The sequence below is a fragment of the Paraburkholderia sacchari genome (assembly GCF_000785435.2).
In the GTDB taxonomy this organism is placed as follows: Bacteria; Pseudomonadota; Gammaproteobacteria; order Burkholderiales; family Burkholderiaceae; genus Paraburkholderia; species Paraburkholderia sacchari.
Genome location: NZ_JTDB02000001.1, coordinates 1,460,988 through 1,477,047 on the forward strand (window position 1 = coordinate 1,460,988; position 16,060 = coordinate 1,477,047).

Genomic DNA, 16,060 nt, shown 5'->3' on the forward strand with positions numbered 1-16,060 from the left:
CATTAGCGGCCAATTCGGCAGTTTTATCTTTTCCATTCATAACCGGGAAATAATATACGGCTTCCAGAAAACTTGCAGATTTTCCGGACGCCAAAGCGGAATTGAAAGGGGGATGGAGCCATATTGCCCAGAAGCCGCGCGACGATCCCACAATGTGGTACCGGAAACGGCGCCGCAAGCAAGTTCGCCCGAACCCGCGTACAGTGCAATCCGCTGTGCGCGCCCCCGGCAACGCGTGGGGATGCCGGGCATCAGCGCGACCCACTCGCCAGAATTTCAATGAAACGTCTTACTGCTGCTTTTCTGCTTGGAACGCTGCCCTTCGTGCCACTCGCCGGCCATGCCGCCGCGCTCGACGATGCGTTGACCTGCAAGGAATCGGCACACCAGTTCGTGTCGGGGCTCATCGATCAGAAGCTGATCAACGCAAAGCCCATGAGAGTCGAAAGCAATTCGATCAACGCGTTCTGGCCCGCGAGCGGCCAGCACCTTACGGCCTATGGCTTCAACGTGTTCGCGATCGTGGGTTTCCAGCAAGACGACCCGCTCTTCCAGACCGGCAGCGGCAAGCCGATTGCGCACTCGGCATACGGCGCGGTGGTCGTGGCCACGCAGGCCCGGGTGCAAGCGGCGCTCGATGCGGCCGGCAACACCGCCATCGTCCATCATGCCGGGCCGTTGCTGACCGCGATTTTCTGCCAGCGGGACTGAGCGCCCTCTCACCGGCGGCCTATCGCTTGTCCCTGCGTGGTTGTCCTGCGTGGTGGCCCCTGCGCGTCAATCGATGCGGCCGAAGCCGCCTTCGGCCCAAGACTCGGCTCGCGCTTTGGTCAGCTTGAAGGTGGGCGCAACGCGCACCTGCGCGATCTGCTCGCCGAACGCATCGAGCGCCGTGAGCAGCGCGTAGGGCTCGTATTCGTCGGGCACGATATCGAGGGTCACGTCGATGTCGCCGTCGTCGGTCTGCAGGCCCAGGCGCTTGTGCAGCATCGCGTGCAATTGCTGCTCGTGGCGGCGCAACACCTCGGATGCCGTTTTCACCAGCGTGTTGAATGCAGAAGTGTCGAGCGGTTTCGGATTCTTCTTGTCGCGGCCCATGGTCCACGGACCGACCAGTGCGGGTTCGGGCTCGCCATCCTTGATCATTTCGACGGCCCAGCCGTCGTCGTCCTCGTTCTTGATGACGCGCGCCATCCAGCCGTCCTTGTGCCACAAGCGCGGGTCCTGGACCACTTCGGACGAGCCGGCGCCGGCATCCGGATCGTGAAAGGTGTCTTCGGAAAGGTCGGCGGGAGAAGAATCGGTCATGGCGGTTTCCATCGGGTTCTGCGGAAGCTGCCCGTTGCATCGCGGGCAGGGGCTAGATTTTAACCGCAAGCCTGCAGCCGGCGGCGACGCCTCCCCTTCCCGCACCTTTGTTCGGTTCGCCATGAAGCGCCGATTTCAAATAGAGCAGTCATTTAGCGCATGCGCCAAAATGCGGCAATATGACTCCCGTCACTCTTCACAATACTGCTTTGTGAATTTTCAATCGAACTAAAAATAGACCAATATGAACGAGCAAAAAAACGCGGCCCGGAGGCCGCGTAAAACAGATGAAAAAGACCGCCCTTGGTCGAGGGCTGAGTCAATTGTAGCGCCAGCATCTCTTCCAATAGAGCCCACAAGTTGGAACAGTACCTTGCACAAACCGATGGAAATATCCCGTAATAAACTGCATGATAGCGCTCAATCCCGCTTGACAAGCCACCCACGGCGTCGCGCCCACACAACGTTATCTCGAATGGCGCATTTTGCCGCACCGTATTTCTATTTCAAAAAACCGTTTCGGCGCAGCAACTTACAAAAGTTAATCCCGCCATTCCGATTTTTAAAATGCATTGTTGCGCCGCACAGAATAAAACTTCGAGATTGTCGGAATAAACTTCGCCTCGAATCTTCAGACCACAGGAACACGTAGCAATCGGTCCCCTTGAGATTCCCAAGTACAGTCCGGAGTTTAAAAGCATGAAAAAAACCTTTATCGTCGCAGGCGTTCTCGGTGCATTTGCAATGAGCGCCCACGCACAAAGCAGCGTAACTCTGTATGGCTCGCTGGATGCCGGCCTGCTCTATGCGAACAACGCCGGTGGCCACAGCCTGTGGGCGCAAGGCACCGGGGCGTTGTCGCACAACTACTTCGGCCTCAAAGGCGCTGAAGACCTTGGTGGCGGCATGAAGGCGATCTTCACGTTGGAGAGCGGCTTCAACCTCAATAACGGCGGCTACCAGAACGGCGACAGCGGCTTCAACCGTCAAGCCTTCGTCGGCCTGCAAAGCGACAAGTACGGCACGCTGACCCTCGGCCGCCAGTACGACTCGATGAACCAGTACCTCGCGCCGCTTTCGGCAGCGGGCATGGGCTACGGCAACAACCTCGCCGGCCACCCGTTCGACAACGATAACTTCGCACAGTCGTTCTCGATCAAGAATGCAGTCAAGTACTCGAGCGCGAACTACGCGGGCTTCCAGTTCGGCGGCATGTATGGCTTCTCGAATGAAGCCGGCGGCTTCTCCAACAGCCGTGCATGGAGCGCGGGCGCATCGTACAACCACGGCCCGCTCAATCTTGCTGCCGGCTACCTTCAGCTGAACAATTCGGGCACCTATGGCGGCAACGCGAACGGCGCGGCCTCGGCTGACCAGAATATCTCGGCCCGCTCGCAACGCAGCTTCGGTGCCGGCGCGAACTATACGTACGGCGCGGCGCAGTTCGGTTTTGTGTATTCGCACTCGCAGATCGACGGCCTGCAAAGCCTCGGCAGCGGCGGCATGAATATCGCGGGCGTGAGCGGCCTGAACCTGCACCTCAACAACTACGAAATCAACGGCTCCTACCACTTCACGCCGGCGCTTTCGCTCATGGGTTCGTACACGTTCACTGACGGCACCGTGACCGGCACCGGCGCGGGCGATCAGCATCCCAAGTGGCACACCGTCATGGTCGGCACCGACTACTCGCTGAGCAAGCGCACCGACGTCTACCTCGCAGGCGTGTACCAGCACGCATCGGGTTCGCTCGGCATGCAGAACGGCGTGCCGATCGCCAACGTCGCGGCAATCAACACGCTGTCGCCTTCGTCGACGGGCAACCAGGTTGCCGCCACAATCGGCCTGCGTCACCGCTTTTAAAGCGGACCGGCTTGCGCCTCGCGGCGCAAGCCTTCGGGCAGGCGGCGCGGTTCGCCACCCTGCCCGCCTTCTACCCAACGCACATGCGGCACGACCGCATGTGCGTTTTTTGTTTCGCTTCGTTTTGTTTCGCTTCGTTCACGCGGCTTGTCGTGCCGTCTCCTCCGGGCTCTTTTCCCGGGTCTTCCTCCGTATTTTTCTCGCGCGTTTTCTCAATTTCGTATCGGCAACTTTCGTGGTGTTGCCGTCACGAGCCTTCCCAGCCCAGGTCCGCCGTGTTGCATCTTCTTACTTCTGCGTGAACCTGGACTGTCAGACCTGTGCCTATACTCACAAACACTCCGCCGCAGCGCATTTCGCGTTGCTCTTCGCCCAGCATTCGCTACGACGCCCATGAATATGCTCACGCAACGTCTTGCCGCCGCCTTGCCGCTCGCACTCGTCGCCGCCTGTGGATCGTCGCCGCCCAGCACTAGCTCGGACAACGGCGCAATGGTCTACGCATCCTCGGCACGTTCGCCCTCGTCGATCGCGAGTTGCCTCAGAAGCCGTCTGCCACACACTCACGAATCGCACTCTGGCAACGCCACTGAACTCGCGATTGGCTCGAGTTCGAACGCCTCGTACTTCGTCTCGCTCACGCCGAACGGCAACGGATCGGTGATTCGCGTGACGCACGGAGCGTCCAGCTCGAACGATCCACCCGAGGAAAATCTGCGTTTCGCCGTGGCGCGCTGCGCAACCTGATGTTTCGAACGGCGGTCTCAAACGGCGCGGGATAAATTGCTCGAATACCCCCTGTCACGAAGCCGTCGCATCTGCGAAGATTGCGCCCTCTTTCGACTTTGCATTCACATCGCTTCATGGCATCAGGGACCGCACATCACGCCACCGGCTGGGCTGCCGGCGTTATCGCCGCTGCAATCGTCACGCACACCGGAGCGGACAGCCCGTGGCATCTCTATGCCGCGCTGGCTTTCGTTGCGGGCGTGGCCGGCGGCACCGCGCCGGACTGGCTGGAGGTTGCATGGTGGAGCAAGAAGCGCCGGCTCTGGATCACCCATCGGACTTTCACGCATTGGGGCGTTGGCTGGATCGCGCTACTGTGGTGGTCGCATCGCGAGCTCGGGCATCTGCCCATTGCCGCGCCTGCATTCGGCTTCGCTTGCGGCGGGCTGATCCATTTGTTCGCTGACTGGCCGAATCCACTCGGTGTGCCGTGGATCATGCAGCGCCACTCACTGAACCTGTGGCGCAGCGGCCGATGCGATCTGATCGTTGTCGCGGCCTCGTGGGTTGCCGCGTGGTTCTTCGCCGTGCATGGCGTGCCGCATGGGTGGCCGCTCGAGCCGCTACGCCGGCTCGCCTGACGCTTGCAAGCTCGCAATAAACACATTGACTGACTGCGCCGCAGATCGCAGCACACGTGCGGCGCACTAGTTAATCTGCAATCCAAACTAAACGGGCATACCCCCCTAATGGCTGTCCCGCCGTACCTGGCGCGGAGAACAGGATCGCGCGCCGGACCCATTCGCAGTTTGCGTTGTTACCGTCAGGTTCGAGAAACGCACGCCCAAAGCGTTATTTGAATTTCCTGGCGGAAACATTGAACGTGCGGCGCGGTTTCCGGACGGAAAGTGACGGCGCTGTTTGATCGAGCCCTTCAGGACTCTTCGATGCATTCGTCGCGGCCACTCCTTAGACCAACAATCAGCCCAGCGTCATACGCGGATTCCAGCGCGCGGCCAACGTCTTCCGCACTGACCAGGTGGCAGTCCGCGGTTTGCTTTCCGGTCAACTCGAAGCGTTCGATGCCGAGTGTTCTACGCGATATGGCCAACAACAGTTCGAGACGTTCGTCGCGCATTTTCTTCTCCAAACTTGATCTATATCGTCCAATCAAATAGTAAGGATCGCCATACGGTTCGTCACGCGACTGCGCGACGCAGATCGAGGCTCTACTCAAATTCTTACTGTATTGAAAGACCTTTTCCACGACGACAAGATCCATGGCAATCTTTAAAGATGGTTAATTCGGCTCCCTGAATAGTGCGAATCGAAACAATACGATCTGTCGAACCCGCGGGGCACCAACAATCAGATTGCAAACGTTAGCCATTCGGCCGATGTTTCCTAAAGGCGACGGTTTGCTATGATCGGAAACATATCAGAACACTCGATCCTGCTCGTCACCGCTCATGGACACCACGCTCACGCAATCATCGGCTTCGTCGACCGCGGACCTCGGCCGCCGCGTCCGCGCCGCGCGCCTCGTTCTCGACCTGACGCTCGAACACGCGAGCCAGGCGTGCGGCGTGTCGCGCTCCACGCTCTCCAAAATCGAAAACGGGCTCATGTCGCCCACTTTCGACGTGCTGCAGAAGATCGTTGCCGGCCTGAAAATCGACTTGGGCGAGCTGTTCGGCTCGACGCCGAAGCTCGACTTCGGCGGCCGCCGCGCACTCACGCGGCGCGGCGCGGGCAAGCCGCATGCGTATCGCGGCTACGAGATGGAGTTGCTCGCCACGGAGCTCGCGCACAAGGCCATGCTGCCGTTTCTCGTACGCGTCACGGCCCATTCGGTGGACGCTTTCGAAGACTGGGGGCGGCACGAAGGCGAAGAATTCATCTATGTGATCAGCGGCAGCGTGTGTCTGCACACCGAGCTCTACACCCCCACGCATCTCGAGGCCGGCGACAGCCTCTACTTCGACAGCCGCACCGGCCACTTTGCCGTTTCCACCAGCAAGGAAGACGCGCTCGTGCTCTGGATGTCGACGGGCGCCACGGTGCCCGGCGCGCTCGAAGCCGCCAATGCCACCAATGCCGCCGAACCGGCCCCGCCGCCCGCCAAGCCGTCCCGTTCCAAAAAGAAACTTCCGGCAGCCTGAGACACTAGCGCTTTATTTACCTTTAGCGGCGCCCGAACCGCGCTTGCTCCCGGCGACGGCCGCCGCGTGCGAGCGTTGACGCCCGCGCCGTACTGCCGGTTTCGTATGCGCGGCCGCATTGCGTTCGCGCGCGGCTTCCCTCACCGCATCGATCAACGCCCGGCCCGCTGCCGTCGGTTGGGTGTCGGTGCGCTGGATCAGGCCGACAGGCTCCTCGCCGCCCGCGCTCGGCAACGGCAGACGCACCAGCGTCCCCTCGCGCAGATCATATTCGACCGCGCCCGATGGCACGAACCAGACCGCGTCATTTTCGAGCGCGAGAGCGCGCCCCACCGAGACCGACAATAATTCGACGAACGAGGTAAGCGGAGGAGCGCCCCACGCCGCCAGCAGACTATCCGCGGCCTGGCGAATCAGCGTTCCGAACGGCGGCAGCACGAGTGGAAACTGCGTGGGGAACTGCGCAAGCGGCAACGCCGGTCCCGCCTCCTGCGCGAGCGGATGACCCGAGCGCACGACCACCGCCAGCGGTTCGTTATAGAGCTGCTCGAAGCTTAGGCCCACCATGCGTTCCGGATCCGCGAGACGTCCGACCGCGAAACTGATCGCCCCTGCTTTGAGGCGCTCGAGCAACTCTGCGTTGGCCGCCGTCATGAGCCGCACGCTCACGCGCGGCCACTCGCCGCCAAAGCGCCGCAGGGCGGCGGGCACGAGTGCGGTCGCCACGGTCGGCAAAACACCGATGTCGAGCGTTGCCGCCACCGCGCCCTCTTCACGCGCCAGCAGCGCAACTCCCTGGCGCAGCGCGCTCACACACGCGCTGGCATGCGGCATGAAAAGCTGCCCCTCACGCGTGGGCACCGCGCCGTGCCGGCCGCGTTCGAACAGCTTCACGCCGAGCGCCGACTCCAGTTCGGCAATCGTCTTGGACACCGCCGGCTGCGTAATGGAAAGGCTCTCAGCCGCCTGCTGCACGCTGCCGAACTGCGCAACCGCGAGAAAGCACTGAAGGTGACGAAATTTGACGCGGGAGTCCGCAAGCCGGTTTTGCATAACGATTGGTTATACGAGACGCGAGAAAACGTCATTTTGCATAACTTTTCACCTTGGATAAAGTGGCTGCATGCGCGCGCTGCGACCGTCCGCCGCGTCTCGCACCCTCTTACCACCATCCTGCCAGGAGACACCCCCATGGATGAGTCCTTTCTGTCGCCGCGCGACTTCGACTCGCATCCGGCATATGTCTATCCGCCGTACCGCTCGTCGGTCAAGCGCGGTCCGACCTTGCCGCTGATTCCACTAAAGGAAAAATTGCGCAATCTGCACGCGCCCGTGTACGGCGCGGAAGATCTCGGCGCGCTCGACCACGATCTCACGCGCAATGCGGCGCGTAATGGCGCACCGCTCGGCGAGCGCATCATCGTTACGGGTCGCGTTCTGGACGACGGCGGCAAGCCGGTGCGCAATTCGCTCGTGGAAATCTGGCAGGCCAACGCTGCGGGACGCTATGTTCACAAGCAGGACCAGCACGATGCGCCGCTCGATCCGAATTTTCTGGGCGCGGGACGCTGCCTGACCGACGACGAAGGCCGCTATCGCTTTCTCACGATCAAGCCTGGCGCGTACCCATGGGGCAATCACCCCAATGCCTGGCGGCCGAATCACATTCACTTCTCGCTGTTCGGCGATTACTTCGGCTCGCGCCTCGTCACGCAAATGTATTTCCCCGGCGACCCGCTGCTCGCCTACGACCCGATCTTCCAGGGCACGCCCGAGCAGGCGCGCGATCGCATGATCTCGCGCTTCTCGCTCGATACCACCGAAGAAGGCTTTGCACTCGGCTACGAATTCGACATCGTGCTGCGCGGCCCGAACCAGACCCCCATGGAGCGTTGATCATGGCACTCAAGGAAACGCCTTCGCAAACCGTCGGCCCGTACTTCGCCTATGGGCTGTGCCCGCAGCAATACGACTTCGACTTCAAGAGCCTCTTCACGCCCGAGATGGCCGGCCCGCAAACACCCGGCGAGCACATCACGCTGATGGGCCGCGTGATCGACGGCGACGGCAAGCCGGTCTTCGACGCCATGCTGGAGTTCTCGCAAGTCGACGCAAGCGGCCAATATCCCGCGTCGCGCGCGCAGGTAGCCGAAACCGGCTTTCGCGGCTTCGCGCGGGTGGGAACCGGCACGGACCCCGAACAGCGGTTCATTGTGCGCACCGTGAAGCCGGGGCGCGAACAGCCAGACGAAGCGCCGCACGTCAACGTGATCGTCATGATGCGCGGCATGCTCACGCATACGTTCACACGGCTCTATTTCGACGACGAGGCCGCCGCGAACGCCGCTGATCCGGTGCTCGCCTCGGTACCCGAAGCGCGCCGCCATACGCTGGTCGCGCGGCGCACCGAGCAGGCCGGCAATATCGTCTATCACTTCGATATCTGCATGCAGGGCGAACGCGAAACGGTGTTCTTCGATCTGTGATCTGAACTCCGCCGCATACTTTCATGCTGCTTTCGCGGACGCCTGCCAAAATTGCCGCGGCTGCGATTTGATCGCGGAACTCCAAGTCGTACCTTGACGAAGCCTGCCTCGAGCAGGCTTCTTTTTTTGCAGCGCGTCAGCCGAGCGGGCGCACGCCGATCAGCACGCCATGGAGCCAGAAAGCGAATACGGCCCACGCGACGAGCCCGCTCACGACGACCATCAAGTCGCGCGCAAATTCACCCTGCGCATATACGACGCCGGCCTCGCGATCGCGCCGTCGGTCTGCACGCAGTTTGATCAGCGCCCAAACCAGCAATGCGCTGAACAGGACGATGGCGTGCAGCGTGCCGTTGGCAAGCAGATGCGCGAACGCCCAGAGCGCCACGCCGCTCAAAAAGGGCTGGCCCAGCGCACGCTTTAGGTGGTTGCCCGGCACGCAGGCGGCCGCAATCATCACGAAGGCGATCGCGGTAAGCAATGCGGTGACGTGCGCCATACCGAACGGCGGGAGCCAGACCGGCACGGGATAGCGCCGGGCAAGCCAGTAGCCCCGGACGATGAACACGATGCCGAGAATCGACAACAGTCCGAAGCAAGTGCGCCACACAGGCATGCCGAAACGCTCGATCTGCGCCTCGCGCCAAGGCGCGGCCACGACGCGAATCAAATGCATGCCAATGAAAATTGCCAGACCCACCACCAGCAACGCCATATTCGGCCCCCTTGGATGCGGCATAAGCGCAATGGCCGGAATTGTGGCGCAACTGCATGGCGTGGCCAATCGGCAAGATCAACGACCTGCCGATGAATATGCACTTAAACGGCTTATGGTCAAACCAGAACGGGCGGATGCGAAGCGCCATTGATTAAATGGGCAATATCCACCAAAAGGTATTTTTAAAACGATACTGAAATATTGCCAGAACCGGCCAAGGCCGCCAGACGGCATGCCACGCGTCACCGCTGCCATTAGCAGCGGAAATGCTCTATGTCCTGCCCGGCATGCTTGTAACGCAACAACCAGGACGGCATGTCGCCTTCCCCATTCCAGGTATTGCCGTATGCATCGCGGTACATCGGCTGCCGTTCACTTTCGGCAATGGATAATTCAAGATCTTCGAGCGTAATGTCGTACTCTTCCATGCGGCGTTTAATCCACAGGATGAGCCGTTCGCGCGCCTCACCGTCGAGGTCGAACATCGGATAATTCCTCTCGCATCGCAAGGACCAGGCGTCGATCGATATCGATTCGTCTGCCCTGAAAAGACGAAGGCTTCGCCAGTTGCCGCGAAGCCCTGCTGCACTGATGAGGTGGCCTGGGTATGAAACCCGCGACCGGTTCGGAGGGGATCTGAGGTCCGCTGCTCCACTCGCCAGAATGTGCCGCTAAAAATGCACGGCGACTTGCTGCAAGCGGAGCCCATCATACCTTGCGCGAGCCGCCCAGATCAAGCGGTTTGAGGCCCGCGAGGCCCATACGGGGCGCTCGCGGGCGTCCGGCAGGACGCGCTCCTGGAGCCGCCGCGAAACCGCTTACGAAGCGCTGGCCCGCCGATTCTCGGCATGCGCGCCATTGGAGTCGGCATCGTCCGCTCCCTCCTCGCGCGCCGCCAAAGACGGCAACGGCTGCGCGCCGCTCGCCGTGCGCGCGAGCACGGGCCGCAGCGCCGCGCCGGTGTGGCTCGCGGCCACCTTCACGAGCCCCTCCGGATTCGCCGCGCCGACAATCATGCCGCCGCCTACACCACCCTCGGGACCGAGATCGATGATCCAGTCCGCTTCCGCGATCACGTCGAGGTCATGCTCGATCACGACCACGCTATGCCCTGCGTCAGCGAGGCGATGCAGCACGCGAATGAGGCGCGCCACGTCCGCCATGTGCAGGCCCACGGTGGGCTCGTCGAGCACGTAGAGCGTATGCGGCGCCTTCTGGCCGCGCCGCGTGACGTCGTCGCGCACTTTGGATAGCTCTGTGACGAGCTTGATACGCTGCGCCTCGCCGCCCGAGAGCGTCGGCGACGGCTGGCCGAGCGTGAGATAGCCGAGCCCGACGTCCTTCATGAGTTGCAACGGATGCGCGATGTTCGTGATCGCGCCGAAGAACTCCACAGCCTCGTCGATCTCCATCGTCAGCACTTCGCCGATGTTCCGGCCGCGCCACGTCACGGCCAGCGTTTCCGGATTGAAACGCTGGCCATGGCAGACATCGCACGGCACTTTCACATCGGGAAGGAAACTCATGCCGATCGTGCGCACCCCCTGGCCTTCACACGCCGGGCAGCGGCCATCGCCGGTATTGAACGAAAAACGCGACGCGCTGTAGCCACGTGCGCGCGCCTCGAGCGTATCGGCAAAGAGGCGGCGAATCGCGTCCCACACGCCGATATAGGTGGCAGGACACGAACGCGGCGTTTTTCCGATCGGCGTCTGGTCGACTTCGAGCACGCGGTCGATGGTTTCCCATCCGCTAATCGAGTCGCAGCCCTGCCACGTATGCGAAACATCGAGCTTCGGCTTCGCGCTCGTGCGCGCCAGCACGCTCGAGCGCCGTTCGGCCGCGCCCGGCGTGCTTTCCTTTGCCGCCTTGCGCGCGCGGCGCTCCGCCGGCGACGACAGCACCGACCTCCCCACCGCGTCGAGCAGATTCGAAAGCAGCACGTCGCGCGCGAGCGTCGACTTGCCCGAGCCGCTCACGCCCGTGATCGCCACGAGGCGGCCGAGCGGGATCTGCGCGGTCACATCGCGCAGATTGTGCAGCTTGCCGCCATGCACCGTGAGCCACTGCGCCGGTACGGCTTCGCGGCCCGCGCGCGCCGGCTTGACTTCCCGGCGTGGCTGCAGCGGATGCACGATCGGATGCGCGAGATAGCGGCCTGTAATGGAGTCGGCCTGCGCCGCAAGATCGGCGACCTTGCCCTGCGCGACCACGCGTCCGCCGCGCTTGCCGGCGCTCGGCCCGATATCGATGATGTGATCCGCGCGGCGGATCGTGTCTTCATCGTGCTCGACGACAACGAGCGTATTGCCCTTCTCGCCGAGACTGCGCAGCGCGTCGAGCAGGATCTGGTTGTCGCGCGGATGCAAACCGATCGTCGGTTCGTCGAGCACATAGCACACGCCCTGCAGATTGCTGCCGAGTTGCGCCGCGAGACGAATGCGCTGCGCCTCGCCGCCCGAGAGACTCGGCGCGGCGCGATCGAGGCTCAGATAGCCGAGCCCGACTTCTTCGAGAAACTGCAAGCGGCTGCGGATTTCGCTCACCACGTCGCGTGCGATTTGCGCGTCGCGTCCGCTTAATTCGAGCGATTCGATCCAGCGGCGCGTTTCGGCCACCGTCCACTGCGCGACATCGACGATCGCATGCGCGTCGAAGGTCACCGCACGCGCCTCCGGATTCAGGCGCGTGCCGTGACAGTCCGGACACGGCTCGTCGACCATGCCCTCCGGTTCCTGCTCTTCGGACGGCAAGGTCTGCTCTCGGCCGCGATCATCGGCAGCAAGAACGGTATCGTCATAGACCGCGCGCTGCTCGCGCGTGAGCGCAAGCCCCGTGCCCACGCAGGTCGTGCACCAGCCGTGCTTGCTGTTGTACGAGAACATGCGCGGATCGAGCTCGGGATAGCTCGTGCCGCACACGGGGCAGGCACGCCGCGTCGAGAGCACTTTCACCATGCCGATGCGTGCAGTCGAATTGCCGTTGCCGATTGCATGATCGAGTCCGTCGAGCGGCGCCAGCAAATGCATGACACCCTTGCCGGCTTCGAGCGTCGCATCGAGCAACTGGCGCAGTTGCGCCTCGTTTTCGGGCTCGATCACGAGATCGCCGACCGGCAACTCGATCGTGTGCTCGCGGAACCGGTCGAGCTTCGGCCACGGCGCTACCGGCACGAATTCCCCATCGACGCGCAGATGCGTATTGCCGCGCGCCTTCGCCCATTTCGCGAGATCCGTATACACGCCCTTGCGGTTCACGACGAGCGGCGCGAGCAGCCCCACGTGCTGGCCGCGATGCTCGCGCAGCAGTTGCGCGACGATGGCATCGGCGCTTTGCGACGTCACGGGCGTGCCGTCGTGCACGCAATGCTGCACGCCGAGCTTCACGTACAGCAGCCGCAGGAAGTGCCACACCTCGGACGTGGTCGCGACCGTGCTCTTGCGACCGCCGCGCGAGAGACGCTGTTCGATGGCGACCGTGGGCGGAATGCCGTAGACCGCATCGACCTCCGGCCGCCCTGCGGGCTGCACGATGGAACGCGCGTAGGCGTTCAACGATTCGAGGTAACGGCGCTGTCCCTCATGGAACAGAATGTCGAACGCGAGCGTGGACTTGCCCGAACCCGAAACGCCGGTAATGACGTTGAACCGGCCATGCGGAATGTCGACGTCGAGCGCCTTGAGATTGTGCTCGCGCGCGTTCACGATGCGCACCACGTCTTCGCCCTGAATCTCGCGGCGCGCCTGCGCCGCACGCAACGCCGTCTGCAGCGCCACGCCCTCTTCTTCGGCAACGAGCGTGCCGACACCGTTGCCGAGCGCGGCTTCATAACGTTCGAGCGCCGCGCCCGTATGCGAGCGCGGACAGGCGATCACGTCGTCCGGGGTGCCGACGCACACCACCTCGCCGCCCGCGTCGCCCCCTTCGGGGCCGAGGTCGATCAGCCAGTCCGCAGCACGGATCACGTCGAGATTATGTTCGATCACGAGCAGCGAATGGCCGCCCGCGAGCAGCTTGCCGAACGCGCGCATGAGCTTGGCGATGTCGTCGAAATGCAGGCCCGTGGTGGGCTCGTCGAACATGAAAAGGCGCCCGCCCGCTGCGGTCTCCTTGCTCCCCTTGCCGTTTGCCTGCGCCGTTTCCGCAAGATAGCCCGCGAGCTTCAGGCGCTGCGCCTCGCCGCCCGAAAGCGTCGGCACGGGCTGCCCGAGCTTCACGTATTCGAGGCCCACGTCGACGATCGGCTGAATTACCCTCAATACTTCGGCATCCTCACCGAAGCACTGCACTGCCTCGCTCACGGTGAGATCCAGCACGTCCGCCACCGACAGCAGGCGGCCGCCGCGCTCAATCTTCACTTCGAGCACTTCAGGGCGATAGCGGCTGCCGTCGCAGTCCGGGCAACGCAGATAGACGTCGCTCAGGAACTGCATTTCGATATGCTCGAAGCCCGAGCCGCCGCAGGTCGGGCAGCGCCCCTCGCCCGAGTTGAAGCTGAACATGCCCGGCGTGTAGCCGCGCTGCTTCGCGAGCGGCGCCCTGGCGAACAGCTTGCGGATCTCGTCGAACGCTCCCACGTAGCTGGCCGGATTCGAGCGCGCGGTCTTGCCGATCGGCGACTGATCGACGAACACGGCGTCGCTGATCTGCTCCGCGCCGACCAGATTGCGATAGACGCCCGGCGCTTCGGTTGCCTTGCCGAGATGGCGCGCAAGCGCCGGATACAGCACGTCCTGCACCAGAGTCGATTTTCCCGAGCCCGAGACGCCCGTCACGCACACTAGCCGCTGCAGCGGAATTTCCACCGTGACATCGCGCAGGTTGTGCTCGCTCGCGCCTTCGAGCACAAGGCGTGGCGTGTCCGCATCGACGGCTCGGCGTGCCCAGTGCGACGCGTCGGCGACGGCGCGGTGGCCGCCCAGATACTCGCCCGTCAAGGTGCCGGACGAGCGGATGTCGTCGGGTGTGCCGTCGTAGACAATCGTGCCGCCGCGCTCGCCGGGGCCGGGCCCCATGTCGATCAGGCGGTCGGCGGCCAGCATCACCGAGGGATCGTGTTCGACGACCACTAGCGTGTTACCGGCGTCGCGCAGGCGCTGCATGGCCTCGACGATACGGTTCAGGTCGCGCGGATGCAGGCCGATGCTCGGCTCGTCGAGCACGAACAGCGTTTTCGTGAGCGACGTGCCGAGCGCCGTGGTCAGGTTGATGCGCTGCACCTCGCCACCCGAAAGCGTGCGGCTCTGGCGGTCGAGCGTGAGATAGCCGAGGCCGACGTCGCACAGATACTTCAGTCGTGTGCGCACCTCAGCGAGCAGCAGCTTGAGCGCGTCGTCAAGCAGTGCAGACGATAGCGAAAGACCGTCGAAGAAAAGGCGAATGCGCTCGATCGGCAGCAGCATGACGTCGTGCAGCGTGAGACCGGGCAGCGCTTCGAGTTGCGCGCGCGACCACTCCACACCGCGCGGCATGAAGCGCGCTTCGGGCGCGAGCACTTCGTCGGCGTTTTCGCCGGTGCCGAGGCGCCATTGCAGCGCTTCCGTTTTCAGGCGCGCGCCGCCGCACGTTTCGCACGGCGTGTAGCTGCGGTACTTCGAAAGCAGCACGCGAATGTGCATCTTGTACGCCTTCGACTCCAGATACTGAAAGAACCGCTTGACGCCATACCACTGCGTTTGCCAGCTGCCCTTCCAGTCAGGCGTGCCATCGAGCACCCAGTCGCGCTGCTCCTGCGTCAGTTCCGACCATGCGGTGTCGCGTGGGATGCCGGCCTTGGCGGCGTAGCGCATCAGGTCGTCCTGGCACTCCTTCCACGCGGGCGTTTGTAGCGGCTTGATCGCGCCGCCGCGCAGCGTCTTACGCGCGTCGGGAATCACGAGCCCCCAGTCGACGCCGATCACGCGGCCGAAGCCGCGGCACACCTCGCAGGCGCCGTAGGCCGAGTTGAACGAGAACAGCGCCGGCTGCGGGTCTGCATAGCGCAGATCGCTGTCGGGGCAATGGAGGCCGGTGGAAAAACGCCAGATCAGCGGCTCGGATTTCTCATCGGAAACGTCGGCGGCGCCGTCGGCTTCCGATATGACATAGATGTTCACGCGTCCGGCGCCGCGTCTGAGCGAAGCCTCGATCGCCTCGATCACGCGGCTCTTTTCGGCGTTCTGCAGGCGGAAGCGGTCGGCCACCACGTCGAGCATCTTGCGCGTGCCGTCGGCGGTTTTCACTTCGCGCTGCGCCTGCACGCGCGTATAGCCGCTCGCGGAAAGCCATTGCGCAACTTCTTCTTCGGTAGTCGTCTCGGGCAGCTCGACCGGGAACGTCACGACGAGGCGCGGATCATCCGCCGCCGTGCGCGCGCGCAATTCCGCGTAAATCGTCTCGGGCGTGTCGTGGCGCACCGGCTGCGCGGTCATGCGGTCGAACAGATTCGCGGCGCGCGCGTAGAGCAGCTTCAGATGGTCGTTGAGCTCCGTCATCGTGCCGACCGTGGAGCGCGAACTGCGCACCGGATTGGTCTGGTCGATGGCGATGGCGGGCGGCACGCCGTCGACGCGATCGACCTGCGGCCGGTCCATGCGATCGAGAAACTGACGCGCATAGGCACTGAAGGTTTCGACGTAACGGCGCTGCCCTTCCGCGTAAAGGGTGTCGAATACGAGACTTGATTTGCCCGAACCTGACGGCCCGGTTACGACCGTCATTTGGCCGGTGTGCAGATCGAGGTCGAGATTCTTGAGGTTGTGCTGGCGGGCACCGCGGATTCGAATGGATCGGTTATCGCTCACTTGCGCTGGCAT

General features: G+C 63.1%; 13 protein-coding genes. 7 read left to right on the plus strand and 6 right to left on the minus strand.

All coding sequences use genetic code 11. The annotated features are described in order from the left end of the window. Positions 1-279 precede the first annotated feature (279 nt). Complete coding sequence (locus tag NH14_RS06500; RefSeq protein WP_035533854.1) at positions 280-711, plus strand: hypothetical protein; 432 nt, start codon at positions 280-282, stop codon at positions 709-711. A gap of 66 nt (positions 712-777) precedes the next feature. Here NH14_RS06500 and NH14_RS06505 read toward each other — a convergent pair whose 3' ends face one another. After that, complete coding sequence (locus NH14_RS06505) at positions 778-1,308, minus strand: hypothetical protein (RefSeq protein WP_035533856.1); 531 nt, start codon at positions 1,306-1,308, stop codon at positions 778-780. Positions 1,309-2,007: 699 nt separating this feature from the next. On the opposite strand from NH14_RS06505, the gene NH14_RS06510 reads away from it, so the two are divergent. From NH14_RS06510 to NH14_RS06520, 3 genes are all read left to right on the plus strand, one after another. Continuing rightward, positions 2,008-3,171 carry a porin gene (locus NH14_RS06510; RefSeq protein ID WP_035533858.1) on the plus strand — a complete coding sequence of 388 codons (1,164 nt, stop codon included), beginning with the start codon at positions 2,008-2,010 and terminating at the stop codon, positions 3,169-3,171. A gap of 393 nt (positions 3,172-3,564) precedes the next feature. After that, a complete protein-coding gene (locus tag NH14_RS06515) occupies positions 3,565-3,918 on the plus strand; it encodes a hypothetical protein (protein WP_035533860.1) in 354 nt (117 codons plus the stop codon). Positions 3,919-4,034: 116 nt separating this feature from the next. After that, complete coding sequence (locus NH14_RS06520; protein WP_035533862.1) at positions 4,035-4,541, plus strand: metal-dependent hydrolase; 507 nt, start codon at positions 4,035-4,037, stop codon at positions 4,539-4,541. A gap of 293 nt (positions 4,542-4,834) precedes the next feature. Here the strand turns inward: NH14_RS06520 and NH14_RS33410 are convergent, their stop codons facing one another. Then, on the minus strand, positions 4,835-5,182 hold the full coding sequence (locus tag NH14_RS33410; protein ID WP_237179518.1) for a DUF6900 domain-containing protein: 348 nt from the start codon (positions 5,180-5,182) through the stop codon (positions 4,835-4,837). Between the two features lie 187 nt (positions 5,183-5,369). Between NH14_RS33410 and NH14_RS06530 the strand changes: the two genes are divergently transcribed. After that, positions 5,370-6,062 carry a helix-turn-helix domain-containing protein gene (locus tag NH14_RS06530; RefSeq protein WP_052148534.1) on the plus strand — a complete coding sequence of 231 codons (693 nt, stop codon included), beginning with the start codon at positions 5,370-5,372 and terminating at the stop codon, positions 6,060-6,062. Between the two features lie 12 nt (positions 6,063-6,074). Here the strand turns inward: NH14_RS06530 and pcaQ are convergent, their stop codons facing one another. Continuing rightward, a complete protein-coding gene (gene pcaQ / locus NH14_RS06535; RefSeq protein ID WP_035533865.1) occupies positions 6,075-7,115 on the minus strand; it encodes a pca operon transcription factor PcaQ in 1,041 nt (346 codons plus the stop codon). 138 nt (positions 7,116-7,253) lie between these two features. Between pcaQ and pcaH the strand changes: the two genes are divergently transcribed. Both pcaH and pcaG read left to right on the plus strand, forming a co-directional pair. After that, on the plus strand, positions 7,254-7,958 hold the full coding sequence (gene pcaH, locus NH14_RS06540) for a protocatechuate 3,4-dioxygenase subunit beta (RefSeq protein ID WP_035533867.1): 705 nt from the start codon (positions 7,254-7,256) through the stop codon (positions 7,956-7,958). Further along, positions 7,958-8,548: a protocatechuate 3,4-dioxygenase subunit alpha gene (gene pcaG, locus NH14_RS06545; RefSeq protein ID WP_152617318.1), complete on the plus strand. Its 591-nt coding sequence runs from the start codon at positions 7,958-7,960 to the stop codon at positions 8,546-8,548. Before pcaH ends, pcaG begins: the two co-directional genes overlap by 1 nt. Positions 8,549-8,684: 136 nt before the next feature. Here pcaG and NH14_RS06550 read toward each other — a convergent pair whose 3' ends face one another. The 3 genes from NH14_RS06550 to uvrA form a co-directional block, all read right to left on the minus strand. Next, positions 8,685-9,263, minus strand: coding sequence for an NnrU family protein (locus NH14_RS06550; protein WP_035533871.1), 579 nt, complete (start codon positions 9,261-9,263; stop codon positions 8,685-8,687). Between the two features lie 257 nt (positions 9,264-9,520). Beyond that, the gene (locus tag NH14_RS06555; protein ID WP_035533873.1) at positions 9,521-9,751 is read right to left on the minus strand and encodes an H-NS family nucleoid-associated regulatory protein; all 231 of its coding nucleotides are present in this window, start codon (positions 9,749-9,751) and stop codon (positions 9,521-9,523) included. Between the two features lie 333 nt (positions 9,752-10,084). Continuing rightward, on the minus strand, positions 10,085-16,060 hold the full coding sequence (uvrA, locus tag NH14_RS06560; protein ID WP_052148535.1) for an excinuclease ABC subunit UvrA: 5,976 nt from the start codon (positions 16,058-16,060) through the stop codon (positions 10,085-10,087).

What these genes read in the sequence shown, in the direction of transcription:
- NH14_RS06500 (WP_035533854.1), top strand. Translation starts at nt 280, where the DNA reads ATGAAACGTCTTACTGCTGCTTTTCTGCTTGGAACGCTGCCCTTCGTG.
- NH14_RS06505 (WP_035533856.1), bottom strand. Translation starts at nt 1,308, where the DNA reads ATGACCGATTCTTCTCCCGCCGACCTTTCCGAAGACACCTTTCACGAT.
- NH14_RS06510 (WP_035533858.1), top strand. Translation starts at nt 2,008, where the DNA reads ATGAAAAAAACCTTTATCGTCGCAGGCGTTCTCGGTGCATTTGCAATG.
- NH14_RS06515 (WP_035533860.1), top strand. Translation starts at nt 3,565, where the DNA reads ATGAATATGCTCACGCAACGTCTTGCCGCCGCCTTGCCGCTCGCACTC.
- NH14_RS06520 (WP_035533862.1), top strand. Translation starts at nt 4,035, where the DNA reads ATGGCATCAGGGACCGCACATCACGCCACCGGCTGGGCTGCCGGCGTT.
- NH14_RS33410 (WP_237179518.1), bottom strand. Translation starts at nt 5,182, where the DNA reads ATGGATCTTGTCGTCGTGGAAAAGGTCTTTCAATACAGTAAGAATTTG.
- NH14_RS06530 (WP_052148534.1), top strand. Translation starts at nt 5,370, where the DNA reads ATGGACACCACGCTCACGCAATCATCGGCTTCGTCGACCGCGGACCTC.
- pcaQ (WP_035533865.1), bottom strand. Translation starts at nt 7,115, where the DNA reads ATGCAAAACCGGCTTGCGGACTCCCGCGTCAAATTTCGTCACCTTCAG.
- pcaH (WP_035533867.1), top strand. Translation starts at nt 7,254, where the DNA reads ATGGATGAGTCCTTTCTGTCGCCGCGCGACTTCGACTCGCATCCGGCA.
- NH14_RS06550 (WP_035533871.1), bottom strand. Translation starts at nt 9,263, where the DNA reads ATGGCGTTGCTGGTGGTGGGTCTGGCAATTTTCATTGGCATGCATTTG.
- NH14_RS06555 (WP_035533873.1), bottom strand. Translation starts at nt 9,751, where the DNA reads ATGTTCGACCTCGACGGTGAGGCGCGCGAACGGCTCATCCTGTGGATT.
- uvrA (WP_052148535.1), bottom strand. Translation starts at nt 16,060, where the DNA reads ATGCCAGCGCAAGTGAGCGATAACCGATCCATTCGAATCCGCGGTGCC.